Raw genomic sequence first — 16,546 nt, forward strand, 5'->3', positions numbered from 1 at the left:
CACGTGTTTCCGGGAGATTACTGAGGCGAGCCGTCGGGCACAAGGGTTCGCACCGAACCGGACAGCGCATTCTCGCAGACCGACGAAATGTCAGCCGCGCGGTCAGGTTGTCAGTCGGCGCGGGCGCACCGACAGGCGCGCACCGACATCGGCGCGCAGAAGACTGATCGGGCCCGTCCCCGACCTCACCCCTGACCTGAAGGAGCCCGACGTGGACCGACACGACATCGCACTGATCGGATTCGGCGGCGTGAACCGCGCCCTCGCCCAGATCGTCCTCGACCGCGGCGACGCGCTCGCCGACGACCTCGGCTTCACCCTCCGGATCGTCGCGATCACCGATCTGCGCCTCGGCTCGCTCATGCAGGCCGACGGCATCGACCTGGCGGCCGTCTTCGCGATGGATGCCGACGACACCTTCGCCGGCTGGCGCGGCGGCACCGCGGTGCCTCAGAACGAGTACGTCATCCGCCACACGACGGCCGACATCGTCGTCGAGGCGACCTTCACCAACCCGCGGGACGGGGAGCCGGGCATCTCCCACGTGCGCGCCGCGCTCGAAGCGGGCAAGAGCGTCGTGACGACCAACAAGGGACCGGTCGCGCTCGCCGCCGCCGAGCTCAACCGCATCGCCGCCGCGCACGGCGTCTTCTTCGCATACGAGGGCTCCGTGATGAGCGGCACGCCCGTGCTGCGCTTCGCGAGCGAAACGCTGAAGGGCCTGCGCATCTGCGAGGTCCAGGGCATCCTCAACGGCACGAGCAACTACGTGCTGGGTCGCATGGAGGCCGGCCTGTCGCTCGACGCGGCCGTCGCGGAGGCGCAGGCGCTCGGCTACGCCGAGGCCGACCCGACGGCGGACATCGGCGGCTCCGACGTGCAGTTGAAGGTCGTCATCCTCGCCAACGAGATCCTCGGCGCCGACATCACCCCCGCCGACGTCGAGCGCGTGGGCATCACCGGGGTGAGCGCCGACGACATCCGGCGCGCCGCCGCGGACGGCGCGCGCTGGAAGCTCATCGGCTCTGCCCGGCGCGACGCCTCCGGTGCGGTCGTGGCGAGCGTGCGCCCGGTCGCGCTGCCGGGGACCCACCCGCTGGCCGGCATCTCCGGGGCGACGAACGCCGTCTCGTTCGACACCGACCTGCTGGGGACGGTGACCGTCTCCGGCCCGGGCGCCGGACGCATCGAGACGGCCTACGCGCTGCTGTCGGACATCATCGCGATCGACGCGAAGCGCCACGCCGCGCTCGAGGTGGCCTCGTGAGCGCCCCCGCGATCGACCGGGCTCCGGCGGGCCGGTCCGACCGGCCGGAGCCGCTCGTCGTCACCGCCCCCTACGACGGTCGCGTCATTGGGACGGTTGCCCAGAGCGTCCCCGCCGACGTCGACGGCATCCTGGAACGCGCCCGCACCGGCGCCCGCATCTCGCGCGGGCTCTCCCGCTTCGCGCGACACGAGATCCTCGACCGCGCGACCGCCCTGCTGCGCGAGCGCGCCGAGGAGGCCGCGACGCTCATCGTCGCCGAGGCCGGCAAGACGATCCGCCAGGCCCGCAAGGAGGTGCGCCGCGCCGTGATGACGATCTCGCTGTCGGCGGATGCCGCGCGCTCCCACCCCGGTGAGGTCATCGCCTTCGACGCGTTCGAGGGGTCCGAAAGCCGTCGCGGGTGGTTCACCCGCGAGCCGCTGGGCATCATCCTCGCGATCACCCCCTACAACGACGCGCTGAACCTCGTCGCCCACAAGCTGGGGCCGGCCATCGCCGGCGGCAACGCCGTCGTGCTCAAGCCCTCGCAGCTGACGCCGCTGACGGCCCGGTTCCTCGTCGACCTCCTCGTCGACGCGGGCCTGCCGGACGAGATCGTCACCGTCGTCCACGGCGACCGGGACCTCGCGCAGGCGCTCGTCGCGGCGCGCGAAGTGCGGATGGTGTCGTTCACCGGCGGTTTCGCGACGGGTGAGGCGATCGCCCGCGGCGCCGGGCTGAAGAAGCTGGCGATGGAGCTCGGCGGCAACGCGCCGGTCATCGTCTTCGCGGACGCCGACCTCGACACCGCCGCCGAGGCGTGCGTATCGGGCGCGTTCTGGGCCGCAGGGCAGAACTGCGTCGGCGCCCAGCGCCTGCTCGTCGAGCGTTCCGCGTACGACACGTTCCGCGAGCGGCTGGTCGCCTACGCGGTGGCCCTGCGCGCCGGCGACCCGAGCGACGAGGCCACCGACGTGGGACCGATGATCTCCGCGGAGGCCGCGCACCGGGCGGAGCGGCTCGTCGACGACGCGGTCGCCGCCGGAGGCCGCGTGCTCGTCGGCCACCGTCGCACGGGTGCGGTGTATGCCCCCACCGTGGTGGAGGACGTGCCCGCGTCCTGCGAACTGTGGGCCGACGAGGTGTTCGCGCCGGTCGTCGTGCTCACCGCCTTCGACACCGAGGAGGAGGCGATCGCCCGTGCCGACGACACCGAATACGCGCTGCACGCCGCGACGTTCACGTCCGACATCGCCCGCGCGCTCCGCGTCGCCGACCGACTTGAGGCCGGCGGCGTGATGGTCAACGATTCGTCCGACTACCGCGTGGACAGCATGCCCTTCGGCGGGGCGAAGTACGGGAGCATGGGGCGCGAGGGCGTCCGTTTCGCCTACGAGGAGATGACCCAGCCCAAGGTCATCTGCATCAACGCATGAACGCCGTGCGCATCGAGCACGACGGGCTCGGCCGGCGGGAGATCCCCGCCGATGCCTACTGGGGCATCCACACCGCCCGCGCAACGCGGAACTTCGCGATCAGCGGGACACCGATCTCCCGGCATCCCTCGCTCGTCGTGGCCCTGGCCGAGGTCAAACTGGCCGCCGTGACGGTCAACGCGCGGCAGGGCCTGCTTGAGCCGGTGATCGCGCAGGCCATCGCTCAGGCCTGCCGGCGCATCATCGGGGGAGAGCTGCACGACCAGTTCGTCGTCGACGTCATCCAGGGCGGCGCCGGCACCAGCTCGAATATGAACGCCAACGAGGTGATCGCCAACGCGGCCCTCGAGACGCTCGGCATCGCGCGGGGCCGTTACGACGTCGTGCATCCGATCGACCACGTCAACCGCAGTCAGTCGACGAACGACGTCTATCCCACCGCCATTCGTCTCGCGACGGTCCGCGGTCTTCACCGGCTGTCGCCCGAGCTGACCGCCCTCGCCGCTTCCTTCGAGGCGCGCGGCGACGCGTTCGCGCCGATTCGCAAGGTGGGCCGCACCCAGCTGCAGGATGCCGTGCCGATGTCGCTCGGCGATGAGTTCACCGCCTTCGCGGTCGCGATCGCCGAGGACGTCCGCCGGCTCGAGGAGACCGTGCCGTTGCTGCTGGAATGCGCCCTCGGGGGCACCGCGATCGGCACGGGGGTCACGGCGCCGGACGCGTATCGGGAGGAGATCGTGGCGGCGCTGGCCGCGGCATCCGCTCTGCCGGTCACCCCCGCCGCGCACCTGTTCGAGGCGAGCTGGGACACGAGCGCGTTCCTGCAGACCTCGAGCCTGCTGCGGCGGATCGCGGTGAAGCTGTCGAAGATCAGCAGCGATCTGCGGCTGCTCTCCAGCGGCCCCCAGACCGGGCTGGGCGAGATCCGCCTGCCCGCGCAGCAGGCGGGCTCCTCGATCATGCCCGGCAAGGTCAACCCGGTGATCCCCGAGGCGATGAACCAGATCGCCTTCGCGGTGATGGGAGCCGACGTCACGATCGGGATCGCCGCCGAGTCCGGCCAGCTCCAGCTCAACGCGTTCGAGCCGGTCATCGCGCACACTCTCCTCCAGGCGATCGCGTGGCTGACCAGCGGTGCGCGCATGCTGCGCGAGCGCTGCGTCGACGGCATCCGCGCCGACGAGGACGTGCTGCGGCGCAACGTCACCACCGCGGTCGGCGCGGTCACCGCCCTGGTGCCGGCCATCGGCTACGAGGCGGCGGCACGCGCGGCGCGGCAGTGCCTCGCGACCGGCGAGCCGCTGGCCGATGCGGTCGCCGCCCACGCGGGCCTGCAACGCGACGAGGCGGCCCGGCTGCTGGCCGCGGTGTGAGCCGGGTGTCGACCGCTGCGGGGGCGCCGTCAGGACCGGTCGATCGCGCGCGTGAGCGACACGGCGGTCACGGTGTTCTCGACGCCCGGGAGGGCGGCGATCTGCTCCCAGATCTCGCCGATGCGGTCCATGCTCGCCGCGTGGAGGGTGACGAACAGGTCGTACTCGCCGGAGAGCACGTCGCAGCGGACGACCTCGGGGATGCCGCGCAGGGCGCCGACCACGCGGTCGTCGCGCATGCGATCGGCGCGGTAGATCATCACGATGGCCGTCACACCGCGTGCCGCCGCGGCGCCGGGCACGACGGTGTAGCCGGCGATGACGCCGTCGCGCTCCATCCGCTCCATCCGCTGCTTGACGGCGTTGCGGGACAGGTGCACGCGCGCGGCGATCGCCACGAGCGGGATGCGCGCGTCCGCGGTGAGTGCCGCGAGGATCTCGCGGTCGATGCCATCGAGGGCGCTGCCGATCATGCGTTCTCCGTGCATTAAAGACAATTGTGAGTGCTGATGAAGCACAGTACCGTGTACCGTGAGCGTTCGGAAGATCCGCACCGCCCGGAGAGGAATCCCATGACCGCACGTCCCGACCGCCGCCGCGCCGGCACGCTCTCGGATCTCAGCCTCGCCGTGCACGGCGGCATCCACCTCGACTCCACCCGGGCCCTTCGCACCCCTCTCGTGATGGCGAACTCGTACGAGCTGCCCGAGGATCCGAGCGAGATCAGCTGGTCGGCGACGGCCCCCGGCCTGTACACCCGCAACACCGGCACCAACCAGCAGGCGCTGCAGGACAAGCTCGCCGCGCTCGAGGGCGGAGAGGATGCCGTCGCGCTCGCCTCCGGCGTCGCGGCGCTGCACGCCGTGTTCTTCACCCACGTGAAGGTCGGCGACCACGTCGTCGTCAGCGACGAGACCTATGAGGCGACGTGGCGGCTGTGGACCGAGCTGCTGCCCGGGCGCTACGGGATCGAGGCGACGTTCGTCGACGTGAGCGATCTCGACGCCGTCCGCGCCGCGATCCGGCCCGAGACCCGTCTCGTCTGCATCGAGGCGATCGCGAACCCGACGACGAAGGTCGCCGACGTCGCCGCGCTCGCCGAGATCGCACACGAAGCCGGCGCCCTTCTCATGGTCGACTCGACCTTCACACCCCCGCCGCTGTACCGGCCGCTGGGCGACGGCGCCGATCTCGTCGTCCACTCGCTCACCAAGTACATCAACGGTCACGGCGACGCGATGGGCGGTGCGGTCATCGGCGCACGGGGGCTCATCGAGCCGATCAAGGCCGATGCGATGGTCGACGTCGGCGGGGTCATCTCGCCCTTCAACGCCTGGCAGATCCAGCGCGGCTCGGTCACGCTGCCGCTGCGGATGCGCCAGCACCTGGCATCCGCTCAGGAGATCGCCGCCTTCCTCGAGGGCGACCCGCGGGTCGCCTTCATCCGCTATCCGGGCCTGGAGAGCCACCCCGAGCACGCGCTCGCGGAGCGCCAGTTCGGCGGGCGTGGCTTCGGCGGCATGATGGCCTTCGCCGTCGACGGCGACCCCGACACCCAGAACCGCTTCGTCTCGCGGCTGCGCCTCATCACGTCGGGCTTCTCGCTCGGCCACGACGATTCGCTGATCGTCCACACGGGCACCGGGGGAGGGCGGGTCGCCGCCTACCCGGAGGAGTTCCGCCGGTGGGGACACCTGCGCCTGTCGGTCGGGCTCGAGGACACCGCCGATCTGCTGGCCGACCTCGCCGCGGCTCTCGACGAGACGTTCCACCGGCGCTGAGATCGGCAGGAAAGCGCCCGCACCCGACCGGATGCCGCCGTCACACGGCGCCGGCCCCCGATGCGCGGCCGGTAGAATCTCGGCATCCGCCCGTTCGGGCACCACTCCGCACCGCTGCAAGGATCTGCCATGACCCGCATCTCTGACTCAGGACTCTCTGTCGCCGTCGTCGGCGCCACCGGACAGGTCGGCACGGTCATGCGCGAGATTCTCGCGGAGCGTGCGTTCCCGATCCGCGAGCTGCGCCTGTTCGCGACGGCCCGTTCGGCGGGCACGGCGGTCGAGTTCGGCGGGCAGACGGTCATCATCGAGGACGTCGCCACCGCCGACCCGGCGGGCATCGACATCGCGCTGTTCAGCGCCGGCGCCACCGGCTCCCGCGCGCACGCCCCGCGCTTCGCCGAGGCCGGTGCCGTCGTCATCGACAACTCCAGCGCGTGGCGCATGGACCCCGAGGTCCCGCTCGTGGTGAGCGAGGTCAACCCGCACGCGACGGTGAACCCGCCGAAGGGCATCATCGCCAACCCGAACTGCACGACGATGGCGGCCATGCCCGTTCTCAAGCCGCTGGATGCCGCGGCCGGCCTCGAGCGCCTGATCGTCAGCACCTACCAGGCCGTCTCGGGCTCGGGTCTGGCGGGGGCGCAGGAGCTCCTCGGCCAGGTCGAGGGCGTGCTGGCCCAGGGGCACACGCTCGACCTCGTGCACGACGGGTCGGCCGTCGACTTCCCGCAGCCGGAGAAGTACGTCGCCCCCATCGCGTTCGACGTGATCCCGTTCGCGGGAAACCTCGTCGACGACGGCGACAACGAGACCGACGAGGAGAAGAAGCTCCGCAACGAGAGCCGCAAGATCCTCGAGCTGCCCGACCTTCGCGTCGCCGGCACGTGCGTGCGCGTTCCCGTCTTCACCGGCCACTCGCTGTCGATCCACGCGGAGTTCCGCGACGACATCACGCCCGAGCGGGCGCGCGAGATCCTGGCATCCGCTCCCGGCGTCGTGCTCGAGGAGGTGCCGACGCCGCTGCAGGCCGCCGGCAACGACCCCAGCTACGTCGGCCGCATCCGCGCAGACCAGTCCGCCCCCGAGGGCAAGGGTCTCGTGCTGTTCATCAGCAACGACAACCTGCGCAAGGGCGCCGCGCTCAACGCCGTGCAGATCGCCGAGATCGTCGCGGCGCGTCTGGCCGCCCCCGCCGCCTGACGCCGGTCCGAGCCCGAGCACCGCTCACCGCGAGACCGCCTGACTGCGAGACACGGTCCGCGCACCGAAACACCGCCGGACGGCGCGTGTCTCGGTGCGGAACTCGTTTCTCGCGGAATTGAGCGAGGCGAAAGAACCGCAAGAGTTGACGGCGGTGGATGCCGCGCCTCGCGGAGGCCGTGGAAAACGGCGCCTAGACTGGGTGATCGTGAGTGAACCCGTCGACGTCGTCCTGATCGGCGGTGGCATCATGAGTGCCACCCTCGGAACCCTGCTGAAGCAACTGCAGCCGGACTGGAAGATCGTGGTGCTCGAGCGCCTCAGCGACGTCGCCGAGGAGTCCTCGAACGCCTGGAACAATGCCGGCACGGGGCATGCGGCGCTCTGTGAGCTCAACTACATGCCCGAGGCCAAGGACGGCTCCGTCGACCCCGCCAAGGCGATCTCGATCAACGAGCAGTTCCAGCAGAGCCGTCAGCTCTGGGCGAGCCTCATTGAACGCGGCATCCTCGATGCGCCGTCCACCTTCATCAACGCGACCCCGCACATGACGTTCGTGCGCGGGGAGAATGACGTCGCCTACCTCAAGAAGCGCTACGAGGCGCTGCGCACGCAGCCGCTGTTCGAGGGCATCGAGTACTCCGAGGACTCCCGCGTCATCAACCAGTGGGCGCCGCTGCTCATGCAGAAGCGCAAGAAGTCCGACGAGCCTTTCGCGGCCACGCGGGTGCCCGCCGGCACCGATGTGGATTTCGGCGCGCTCACGCGACAGCTGTTCTCGCACCTCGCCGACCAGGGCGTCGACGTCGTCACCAATCGTGAGGTGCGAAAGCTCCGCAAGAACGCCGACGGCACGTGGAACGTGTCGTATCGTCACACGCTCGGGCGCACCCCGGGGAGCCTGTCGGCCCGCTTCGTCTTCGTCGGCGCGGGCGGCTGGGCGATCAAGCTGCTGCAGTCCTCGCGCATCCCGGAGATCGCCGGCTACGGCGTCTTCCCCATCGGCGGGCAGTGGCTGAAGACCTCCAACCCCGCAATCGTCGCCCAGCACAAGGCCAAGGTCTACTCACAGGCCTCGGTGGGGGCGCCGCCGATGTCGGTGCCGCATCTGGACACCCGCGTCGTGGACGGCGAGACGTCGTTGCTGTTCGGGCCGTTCGCGACCTTCAGCCCCAAGTTCTTGAAGAACGGCCGCATCACCGACATCGTCGCGCAGGTGCGTCCGGGCAACATCGGGCCGATGCTCAAGGTTGCCGTCGACAACCCCGGCCTCATCAAGTACCTCGTCAGCGAACTGCTCAAGAGCCACAAGCGCAAGGTCGACTCGCTTCGCGAGTTCATGCCGACCGCGAAGGCGGAGGACTGGGAGCTGCTGCAGGCCGGCCAGCGTGCACAGGTCATGAAGAAGGATCCGCAGAAGGGTGGCGTCCTGCAGTTCGGCACCGAGGTCGTCACCTCGGCCGACGGGTCGATCGCCGGCCTGCTGGGCGCCTCCCCGGGCGCCTCGACGGCTGCATCCATCATGCTGGGCCTGTTGAAGACGTGCTTCCCCGACCGCATCTCCGCCTGGGAGCCCGAACTGAAGGCGCTCATCCCGAGCTACGGGTCGACCCTCAACGGCAACCCTGCCGCCGCGGACGCGTCGCTCGACGCCACGGCCGGCGTGCTCGGCATCAACCGCTGAGCCGGATCGGGGCTGCACGCGCATGGCGAAGCTGTACTTCCGCTACGGAGCGATGAACTCCGGCAAGTCGACGGCTCTGCTGCAGGCGGCCTTCAACTACGAAGAGCGCGGGCAGCACGTTCTGCTGGCCAAGCCCGAGATCGACACGAAGGGTGCCGATCAGATCTCCAGCCGACTCGGCGTGGAGCGCCAGGTCGACTTCCTCATCGCTCCGGATGCCGATCTGCGCGCCCTCGTCGCGGAGCACGCCGCCCGCTACGGCGGACGGGTCGCATGTCTTCTCATCGACGAGGCGCAGTTCCTCACACCGGCCCAGGTCGACGACCTGCTGCGGATCGTCGTCGACGACGGCATCCCCGCCCTCGCGTACGGCATCCGCACCGACTTCCAGACGCGCGCCTTCCCCGGCTCGGCCCGGCTGCTGGAGCTCGCCCACAGCCTCGAAGAGCTGAAGACGATCTGCCGCTGTGGGCGCAAGGCGCTGTTCAACGCGCGCCTGGTCGGAGGACGATTCGTCTTCGACGGCGATCAGGTCGCCATCGACGAGCTTTCGCACGAGAAGGTCACCTACGAGTCGATGTGTGCAGAGTGCTACCTGCGCGAGTCGGGCGGCCGGCTCAGCTGACGCGCGCGCCGTCTCGGCGGCGCGGCAGCGGCATCAGCATCGAGGTCGTCCGCCGATACTGCGCGTAGGCGGGGTACTTCGCGGCCGAGATCGACTCGGTGAACACGGTCGATCCGACGAACAGGAGTGTCAGCAGGATCGCGCCGATGATGGTCGGGTTGATCACGCCGCCCCACACGCCCGCTCCGGAGGCGACGGCGGCGGTGGCACCGAACGCGTAGACGGCCCACCACTGCGCCTGCTCGAAGAAGAAGTTCGGATGCCGACTGTAGGCGAACAGGCCCGTCGTGAGGAAGCCGTCGGCATCGCCGCGCGCCTTCGCCCGATGGAAGTTCCACTGCTGCTGATCGGCGACGCTCTCGCCGAGGAGAAAGCCGACGAAGAGCACGGCGATGATCACATCGGCCGCTGTCAGCGGAGCCGGATGAGTCCGCGCCATCGCCGCAGGGAGCGTGATGAGCACGAGCAGCGTCATCTGGTAGAGCACGATGAACAGCAGGTTGAACACCTGGAACAGCGCCGGCGACATGCGCCCGCGCAGGATCGCCCAACGGTAGTCCTCGACGCCGGAGTAGCCGCCCTTGCGCGCGAAGTTGAAGGTCAGTCGCGCACCCCACGCGGTCACGAGGACGGCCATGACGACCAGGCGCGCGGCATCCTGAGCCGAGGCGAGGGCGGACGCCGCGAACACCCAGACGTACGCCACGGGGACGATCGACCACAGACGGTCCACCCAGGAGGTGTCCCCGCTGACGAGCGACGCCACCCAGCAGAAGGCGGACGCGACGGCGGCGAGGACGATGACGAGCAGGAGGGGGTCCATGGTCCGAGAGTAGGCCCGTGTCTTCCCCGTCCGGCGATTATTGCCGGTCCGTCGCCGGTGCGCTAGTGTGGCCTGACCATATAGGGATGACGGAATGAGAAGCCGACGATGACGGAGAACACCCCAGCCCGCGCCTGGCGCGTCGTGCTCGAGAAGATCGAGGCCGACCTGCTCAGCGGCGCCCTCGGGCCGGGCGACCGTCTGCAGCCCGAGCGTGAGCTGGCTGCCACCCTCGGCGTCGGCCGCTCCAGCGTCCGCGAAGCCCTCCGCGTGCTGGAGGTCATGGGGCTCATCCGCACCGCGACGGGCTCAGGCCCCACCGCGGGCGCGATCGTCACCGCCACCCCGCACGGTGGTCTCGCACAGTTGCTGCGTCTGCAGGTCGCGGCGCAGGGCTTTCCCATCCCCGACGTGTACGAGACGCGGCTCCTGCTGGAGGAGTGGGCGGTCGCCCACCTGGCCGATCTCGACGAGCCCGATCTCGCCGAAGCCCGGGCGACCCTCACCGCCATGGAGGACGAGCAGCTGACGGCAGACGATTTCCTCGCGCTCGACGCGCAGTTCCACCTGCGTCTGACGGATGCCGCGGGCAACCTCGTCGTCGCCGCGACGATGGCCGGTCTTCGCACGACGATCGAGAGCTACATCCGCGCCGGCGCGCGTCGGATCTCCGATTGGGACGCGACCGTGGAGCGACTGCACCGCGAGCACGGCGACATCCTCGGCGCGATCGAGTCGGGCGACGCGGAGCGCGCCCGTGAGCTCGTGCGCGCCCACATCACCGCCTACTACGCCGATGCCGGTATGCCGGCCCCGTCGACCGCCGTCGTGGCTGTCGACGGCTGACGTCAGCGACGCGCCAGCGTCGGGATGAGGTCGGTGAGATAGGCGGCCGTGTGCTCCCAGCCGTCCACGGCCTGGCAGGTCACGCCCATCGCCAGGACCGGGTAGTCGTTGCCGTGCTCGTCGAGACGGTCGCCGACGAACAGCATGTCGTCGAGGGGGATGCCGGTGACTTCGGCGAGCTTGCGCATGCCGTACGCCTTGTCGATCCCGCGGTGGGTGATGTCGACCGACGTCGAGCCGCCGGAGCGGACCTCGAGATCGGGAATGCGCGCGGCCACCGCGTCGCGCAGCGCGTTCTTCTTCTCGCCCGTCGGGTCCCAGGCCATCTTCGCCTCCAGGGGAGCGCTCTGGCCGAGAGCCGAGAAGGTGATCTGCGAGCCGCGGTCTTCCAGGATCTCGCCCCAGGGCTCGGCCTCCCAGAGGCCGAGGCGGCGCGCCTCCTCTTCGACGGCAGCGAGCGCGCGGGACTTCTCGTCGTCGGTGAGCGCGTGCGCGTACACCGTGCGGACGCCGCCCTCCTCGAGCCGGTAGTACTGCGTACCGCAGGTGGGCATGAGGTGGAAGCGGTCGAGGGTCTCGGCATCCGCTGCGGGCAGCCGTTCGACGACCTGCGACTGGAACTGCTGGAGCTGGCCGCCGGAGATGATCGCCACCTCGACGCGCGCCGCGAGCTCGAGCAGGAGCTCGCCGATGCGGGGGTTGATGGCGCTCTTCGAGGGGGCGAGCGTGTCGTCGAGATCGAAGGCGATCAGGCGGGGGGTGGTCATCGGGTGCTCCCATCCGGTGAGTGATCCGCGAAAGGCTCCGCCCGGATCTCTCCAGGCGGAGCCTCTCTGCTGTCGGGGTGACAGGATTTGAACCTGCGGCCTCTTCGTCCCGAACGAAGCGCGCTACCAAGCTGCGCCACACCCCGTGGCAACCCTCCGAGTCTACCCCGTCGATGCCCCTCGTGACGAATCGAGCAGGCCGTCGTCGTCACGCCGTGCGCGCAGCGTGAGCACCGACGCCTCTGGGCGGCATCCGAAGCGCACCGGGGCATAGATCGAGTGTCCGAGCCCGGCCGAGACGTTCAGCGGCACACGGCGTCCGGCGGCTGTCCATGTGCTGAGACCGCGCGCCTGGTCGAGGGGGATGTCGCAGTTGGCGACCAGCGCGGAGGGGGAGAAGGGGACGCGCACCTGACCGCCGTGCGTGTGCCCGGCGAAGATGGCCTGGGCGCCCAGCTCGACGAACCGGTCCAGGACGCGCTGATACGGCGCGTGCGTCACGCCGATCACGAGATCCGCATCGCGCGCGGCGTGGAAGGGGCGACCGCGTCGCGCGGCCGCGATCGCGGCGGGCAGCGCGGGCAGATCGTCCCACTCGCGATGCGCGTCACTGACCCCGAAGGTCTCCAGCCGCAGGCCACCGGCCTCGACGACGGCCGCGGTGTTGTTCAGGTTCGTCCAGCCGAGCTCATCGGTGAAGTAGGCGTCCATCGCCGCCGTGTCGAGTCTCTCGACGTTGTGCGGGCCGCCCGAAGGGCCGCGGAAGTAGTTGAGAGGATTCCGGGCCGACGGTCCGCTCACGTCGTTCGAACCGTGGACGAAGACGCCCGGCACGCCGCGCAGAGGCGCGAACGCGGAACGGATGCCGCGGAGCCCCTCGGCATGGCCGAGATTGTCTCCCGTGTTCACGACGAGATCCGGTCGGACCGCGTCGGCGAGCAGAGCGATCCACTGCTGCTTTCGATGCTGCCACGGCGCCATATGGGCATCGGAGAGGTGGAGCACCGTCAGTGAGGCAGACCCGGCCGGCAGGATGTCGAGCTCGTGGCGACGGACCGTGAACAGGAAGCGCTCGATGCACGTTCCCCAGATGGTGGCGCCGACGGCCACCGCCCCCGCCGCCGATACGGCGGCGAGGGCGGTGCGTGCCGACGTCACGGACGTCCGCCGCAGTTCTTGGCCTGGTACTGCACGGTGATCTGCGTGCCGCGGTTGACCACGGTTCCCGCGGCAGGGTCTGTTCCCGTCACGGTGCCGTTGTCATCAGCCGTGGGCGAGGCGGTGCACTGCTGGCCCACATTGCTGAAGCCCTGCGCCTTGAGGTTGGCGACCGCGTCGGCGGGCTTGCCGCTCACGGCCGGAACGGCGATGCCCTGCCCGTTGCTGGGGCGGATCGTGACGGTCGTTCCGCCGGCGACCTTGCCCGCACCGGGATCCTGCTGGATGATCGTGCCTGCGGCCTCGGTTCCGTCGACCGGGTCGCCCACCGTCACCGAGAATCCGGCCGTGCTCAGCGTCTGCTGCGCCTGGCTGACGGTCATGCCGATCACCGACGGCAGGTCGGTGAGCTGACGCTTGGTCAGCGCGGTATCCGGGTCGGGGAAGCGGTCGCCGCCGTACTTGGCGTTTGCGGCTCCCTGCATCGCGGGCCAGATCGAGTTGCGGATCCGCGACAGGACGTAGCCGTTCTCGGAGTGGTCGCTCAGCAGGTCGGTGCCTTCGACGTTTCCGACCCAGACGACGGTCGCGACCTTGGTCGATGAGCCGTCCATCCAGGTGTGCAGGTACTCGTGGATACCGGTCTTGCCGAAGACCGGGATGCCATCGCCGATCTGGGCGCCCGAGCCGGTTCCGGTCATGACGCCCTGCAGCGTGTACGCCGCGGTGGCCGCGACCGCTTCGCTCATCGCCGGCTGGCACGTGATCTGCGGGGTGATGTCCTTACCCTGCGCATCGATCGCCTTGTCGATCGCCTTCGAGGGGCACAGCGTTCCCTTCGCGGCGACAGAGGCGTAGACCTGGGCCATGTCGATGGGTGCCACGGCCTGGTCGCCGAGCACGTTGTAGGCGTAGTTGGTCGTATCCAGCGCCCCGCCGCTGCCCGTCATGACGCCCATCTTCATCGCGAGCCGGTTCGTGCTGCAGACCGAGATCTTCTCCGCCATCGTGAGGAACCCGGAGTTGAGGGAGTCTCTCGTGAAGTTGTAGACCGTGCCCACGTAGCCCGAGTTGTTCTCGAAGTTTCCGATCTGGCCGTTGCCGTTGTTGCCGGCGACCACGTTCTGGATCGTCCCGTCGCACTGGTCGACCTTCTTCGGGCCGATGCGCCCGTTCAGGGTCTCGTTGACGGAGTGACCCTGCTCGAGCCAGTTCAACAGGCTGAAGATCTTGTAGGTCGAGCCCGCGGAGTGACCTCCGCCGCCGCCGTTTTCCTCACGCACGTTGTAGTTCACCTGCGTGGTGGGGGCGTTGACGGCGGCATCGTCCGTCGAGAACGGGCGGTTCTGCACCATGGAGAGGATGCGTCCGGTGCCGACCTCCACCTGCACGGCAGAGGCTCCGAGGTTCATGTAGTCCACGTGTGCCGGCACGATCGAGATGGCCTTCAGGCCCTCGTCCTGCAGCGTCGGGTCGAGCGTCGTGTAGATCTTCATGCCGCCGCGGCGCAGGTTCGCCGCGCGCGTGTCGTCGTCGGCGCCGAAGGCAGGGTCCTTCAGAAGGATCGTGCGCACGTACTCGCAGAAGAACTCGGCACCCGTCGCGTTCTGGCAGCCTTGGCTGCGGTTCGTGATGTTCGGCGTGATGGGCGAGGCCATCGCGTCGTCGTACTCCTGCTGCGAGATCTTGCCGTTGGCCAGCATCCGGCCGAGAACGTAGTTGCGTCGATCGAGGGTCAGGGAGTAGCCGTCGGCCTGACTGTTGACCGGGTTGCCGGCCTTGTCGGTCGTGGAGCCCTCTGGCATATCGATGCGGTAGACGTTGGGCGCCTGCACCATGCCGGCGATGGTCGCCGCCTGCGCGATCGTCAGATCGGCGGCAGAGACGCCGAAGTAGTGCTGCGCCGCGGCGCCGATCCCGTAGACCAGGCCACCGAAGTTGGTGATGTTGAGGTAGCCCAGCAGGATCTCATCCTTGGAGTACTGCTTCTCGAGCTGGATCGCGTACCGCATCTCCTGCAGCTTGCGCTGGTATCCCTCGGACCCCTGGTTGGCCGTCGTCGTGGCGTAGCATGCGGCGACTTCGTCGGAGTTCTGCGCCTTGCTCTCACAGTTCTGCTGCAGCACGTTCTTGACGTACTGCTGAGTGATGGAGGAGCCGCCTCGATTCGAGCCGTTGGAGGCGTTGCCCACCAGGGCGCTCAGCGTCCCGACGAGGTCGACGCCGCCGTGCGTGTAGAAGTTCTTGTCCTCGCTGGAGGTGATCGCGTCGTACATCACCGGGTTGACCTGGTCGAAGGTCACCGGAATGCGGTTCTGGTCGTAGAACTCCGCCATCAGTGCATCGTTGCCGTTGGCGTCCTTGCGGTACATCTCGGTCGGCAACATGAGCGGATCGATCTGGAGGAAGCCCGGCATGTTCTCGAACGTGTCGAGGGCGCTGGAAGCGGCGTAGCCGGAGACCGCGATCGCCGGAGTCACGGTGGCCGTGACGAGGATGCCGGCGATGGCGCTCAGACCGACGAGTCCCGCGATGCCACCGAGCACACCGGTGGCCGTCCGTTTGAGTTGGGGCATAGGGTTGATCGTAAGGGAGAACCCTGGGGGATCCCTCGGTGCACCGGGGCGCGCCCCCGTACGCCGCGCCGATTTCCGGGAGTTCGCATGACCACGTGGGAGTACCTCACGACCCCGCTGTTGATCCACAACACCGCCGCCATCCTCAACAACTGGGGAAAGCAGGGGTGGGAGCTCGTCCAGGTCGTCCCCGGCCCCGAAGGCGGGCTCGTGGCCTACTTCAAGCGTCCCACCGGGGGCGGAGCGGCCAACGCCGGTCTCGGAGCGGCCGCCGTGGCTGCCCAGCAGTTCGGAGAGGGAGCATGAGCGTCTCCACCCGCCTCGTCGAGCTCGGCATCGAGCTGCCCGCTGTCGTCCCGCCGGTCGCCGCGTACGTCCCGGCGGTCGTCCACGGCGACCTCGTCTACACGTCCGGTCAGCTGCCGATGGTCGCCGGCGCGCTGCCGGCCACCGGCAAGGTGGGGGAGCGCGACGGGCTCGTCGCGGCATCCGAGGCTCAGGGGCTCGCGCGCCAGAGTGCGCTGAACGCGCTCGCGGCGGCCGCCGACGTGGTCGGCGGCGTCGACCGCCTGACCGGTGTCGTCAAGGTCACCGGCTTCGTGGCATCGGTGCCGGAGTTCACCGGACAGCCCGGGGTCATCAACGGTGCCAGCCATGTGCTCGGCGAGATCTTCGGCGACGCCGGGCGTCACGCCCGATCCGCCGTCGGTGTGCCGGTGCTGCCGCTGGACAGCCCCGTCGAGGTCGAGGTCGTCTTCTCCTTCGCCTGAGCGCCCGCACCGCAACGCCGCGGCGCCACCCGCGGCGCCCGTGACAAGTGCCCATCGTCGATTCCGACGGTGGGCACTTTTCTATGGCTCAGAATTAGGTTAGCCTTACCTAAGAGCTTGGTGAGAGCCGGGGCGGCGACTGTTGGTAGCGGCAGCCGCCCCGGCACCTCATCGGCTCATCGAGCGCCCGCACGAGTGCGGGCGTTCCACCGAGTGCCGAGAGGCACTCCAACCCTAACGATTGGAGTACTCCCT

15 protein-coding genes and 1 tRNA gene are annotated in these 16,546 nt (G+C 69.5%); 10 read left to right on the forward strand and 6 right to left on the reverse strand.

Features of this window, described 5'->3' with window-relative positions; all coding sequences use genetic code 11:
* Positions 1 to 211: 211 nt before the first annotated feature.
* From DEU37_RS03750 to DEU37_RS03760, 3 genes are read left to right on the forward strand one after another with little or no spacing between them, the layout of a single operon-like run.
* The gene (locus DEU37_RS03750) at positions 212 to 1,267 is read left to right on the forward strand and encodes a homoserine dehydrogenase (RefSeq protein ID WP_121189304.1); all 1,056 of its coding nucleotides are present in this window, start codon (positions 212 to 214) and stop codon (positions 1,265 to 1,267) included.
* Positions 1,264 to 2,685 carry an aldehyde dehydrogenase family protein gene (locus DEU37_RS03755; protein WP_259457120.1) on the forward strand — a complete coding sequence of 474 codons (1,422 nt, stop codon included), beginning with the start codon at positions 1,264 to 1,266 and terminating at the stop codon, positions 2,683 to 2,685. The genes DEU37_RS03750 and DEU37_RS03755 overlap by 4 nt, the downstream gene beginning before the upstream one ends.
* Positions 2,682 to 4,058: an aspartate ammonia-lyase gene (locus DEU37_RS03760; protein ID WP_121189305.1), complete on the forward strand. Its 1,377-nt coding sequence runs from the start codon at positions 2,682 to 2,684 to the stop codon at positions 4,056 to 4,058. The genes DEU37_RS03755 and DEU37_RS03760 overlap by 4 nt, the downstream gene beginning before the upstream one ends.
* Positions 4,059 to 4,087: 29 nt before the next feature.
* Here the strand turns inward: DEU37_RS03760 and DEU37_RS03765 are convergent, their stop codons facing one another.
* On the reverse strand, positions 4,088 to 4,531 hold the full coding sequence (locus DEU37_RS03765) for an Lrp/AsnC family transcriptional regulator (protein WP_121189306.1): 444 nt from the start codon (positions 4,529 to 4,531) through the stop codon (positions 4,088 to 4,090).
* A gap of 99 nt (positions 4,532 to 4,630) precedes the next feature.
* On the opposite strand from DEU37_RS03765, the gene DEU37_RS03770 reads away from it, so the two are divergent.
* From DEU37_RS03770 to DEU37_RS03785, 4 genes are all read left to right on the forward strand, one after another.
* Complete coding sequence (locus DEU37_RS03770) at positions 4,631 to 5,839, forward strand: PLP-dependent aspartate aminotransferase family protein (RefSeq protein ID WP_121189307.1); 1,209 nt, start codon at positions 4,631 to 4,633, stop codon at positions 5,837 to 5,839.
* A gap of 129 nt (positions 5,840 to 5,968) precedes the next feature.
* Entirely contained in the window at positions 5,969 to 7,042 is a 1,074-nt protein-coding gene (locus tag DEU37_RS03775) for an aspartate-semialdehyde dehydrogenase (RefSeq protein WP_121189308.1), read from the forward strand.
* Between the two features lie 208 nt (positions 7,043 to 7,250).
* On the forward strand, positions 7,251 to 8,726 hold the full coding sequence (locus DEU37_RS03780) for a malate:quinone oxidoreductase (RefSeq protein ID WP_121189634.1): 1,476 nt from the start codon (positions 7,251 to 7,253) through the stop codon (positions 8,724 to 8,726).
* 22 nt (positions 8,727 to 8,748) lie between these two features.
* On the forward strand, positions 8,749 to 9,351 hold the full coding sequence (locus DEU37_RS03785) for a thymidine kinase (protein ID WP_121189309.1): 603 nt from the start codon (positions 8,749 to 8,751) through the stop codon (positions 9,349 to 9,351).
* Here the strand turns inward: DEU37_RS03785 and DEU37_RS03790 are convergent.
* Positions 9,344 to 10,174, reverse strand: a complete 831-nt coding sequence (locus DEU37_RS03790; RefSeq protein ID WP_121189310.1) for a DUF1295 domain-containing protein — start codon at positions 10,172 to 10,174, stop codon at positions 9,344 to 9,346. The genes DEU37_RS03785 and DEU37_RS03790 overlap by 8 nt on opposite strands.
* Before the next feature lie 108 nt (positions 10,175 to 10,282).
* Here DEU37_RS03790 and DEU37_RS03795 point away from each other — a divergent pair, with 108 nt between their 5' ends.
* Complete coding sequence (locus DEU37_RS03795) at positions 10,283 to 11,020, forward strand: FadR/GntR family transcriptional regulator (RefSeq protein WP_121189311.1); 738 nt, start codon at positions 10,283 to 10,285, stop codon at positions 11,018 to 11,020.
* 2 nt (positions 11,021 to 11,022) lie between these two features.
* On the opposite strand, the gene DEU37_RS03800 is transcribed toward DEU37_RS03795, so the two are convergent.
* The 4 genes from DEU37_RS03800 to DEU37_RS03815 form a co-directional block, all read right to left on the reverse strand.
* Positions 11,023 to 11,787 carry an HAD-IIB family hydrolase gene (locus DEU37_RS03800; RefSeq protein WP_121189312.1) on the reverse strand — a complete coding sequence of 255 codons (765 nt, stop codon included), beginning with the start codon at positions 11,785 to 11,787 and terminating at the stop codon, positions 11,023 to 11,025.
* A gap of 72 nt (positions 11,788 to 11,859) precedes the next feature.
* Positions 11,860 to 11,933 (reverse strand) — tRNA-Pro (locus DEU37_RS03805).
* Positions 11,934 to 11,949: 16 nt separating this feature from the next.
* Positions 11,950 to 12,945 (reverse strand): metallophosphoesterase, encoded by a 996-nt coding sequence (locus DEU37_RS03810; RefSeq protein WP_121189313.1) that lies wholly within the window; start codon positions 12,943 to 12,945, stop codon positions 11,950 to 11,952.
* Complete coding sequence (locus DEU37_RS03815) at positions 12,942 to 15,521, reverse strand: transglycosylase domain-containing protein (RefSeq protein WP_121189314.1); 2,580 nt, start codon at positions 15,519 to 15,521, stop codon at positions 12,942 to 12,944. Before DEU37_RS03815 ends, DEU37_RS03810 begins: the two co-directional genes overlap by 4 nt.
* A gap of 87 nt (positions 15,522 to 15,608) precedes the next feature.
* Here DEU37_RS03815 and DEU37_RS03820 point away from each other — a divergent pair, with 87 nt between their 5' ends.
* Both DEU37_RS03820 and DEU37_RS03825 read left to right on the forward strand, forming a co-directional pair.
* Positions 15,609 to 15,827, forward strand: coding sequence for a DUF4177 domain-containing protein (locus DEU37_RS03820; RefSeq protein WP_121189315.1), 219 nt, complete (start codon positions 15,609 to 15,611; stop codon positions 15,825 to 15,827).
* Positions 15,824 to 16,291, forward strand: a complete 468-nt coding sequence (locus DEU37_RS03825; protein WP_121189316.1) for a RidA family protein — start codon at positions 15,824 to 15,826, stop codon at positions 16,289 to 16,291. Before DEU37_RS03820 ends, DEU37_RS03825 begins: the two co-directional genes overlap by 4 nt.
* Positions 16,292 to 16,546 lie beyond the last annotated feature (255 nt).

The organism is Microbacterium sp. AG790 (assembly GCF_003634765.1).
In the GTDB taxonomy this organism is placed as follows: domain Bacteria; phylum Actinomycetota; class Actinomycetes; order Actinomycetales; family Microbacteriaceae; genus Microbacterium.

Coding starts and splice junctions, on each gene's coding strand:
- DEU37_RS03790 (WP_121189310.1), bottom strand. CDS start 10,174: ATGGACCCCCTCCTGCTCGTCATCGTCCTCGCCGCCGTCGCGTCCGCC.
- DEU37_RS03760 (WP_121189305.1), top strand. CDS start 2,682: ATGAACGCCGTGCGCATCGAGCACGACGGGCTCGGCCGGCGGGAGATC.
- DEU37_RS03825 (WP_121189316.1), top strand. CDS start 15,824: ATGAGCGTCTCCACCCGCCTCGTCGAGCTCGGCATCGAGCTGCCCGCT.
- DEU37_RS03800 (WP_121189312.1), bottom strand. CDS start 11,787: ATGACCACCCCCCGCCTGATCGCCTTCGATCTCGACGACACGCTCGCC.
- DEU37_RS03795 (WP_121189311.1), top strand. CDS start 10,283: ATGACGGAGAACACCCCAGCCCGCGCCTGGCGCGTCGTGCTCGAGAAG.
- DEU37_RS03775 (WP_121189308.1), top strand. CDS start 5,969: ATGACCCGCATCTCTGACTCAGGACTCTCTGTCGCCGTCGTCGGCGCC.
- DEU37_RS03765 (WP_121189306.1), bottom strand. CDS start 4,531: ATGATCGGCAGCGCCCTCGATGGCATCGACCGCGAGATCCTCGCGGCA.
- DEU37_RS03820 (WP_121189315.1), top strand. CDS start 15,609: ATGACCACGTGGGAGTACCTCACGACCCCGCTGTTGATCCACAACACC.
- DEU37_RS03770 (WP_121189307.1), top strand. CDS start 4,631: ATGACCGCACGTCCCGACCGCCGCCGCGCCGGCACGCTCTCGGATCTC.
- DEU37_RS03815 (WP_121189314.1), bottom strand. CDS start 15,521: ATGCCCCAACTCAAACGGACGGCCACCGGTGTGCTCGGTGGCATCGCG.
- DEU37_RS03785 (WP_121189309.1), top strand. CDS start 8,749: ATGGCGAAGCTGTACTTCCGCTACGGAGCGATGAACTCCGGCAAGTCG.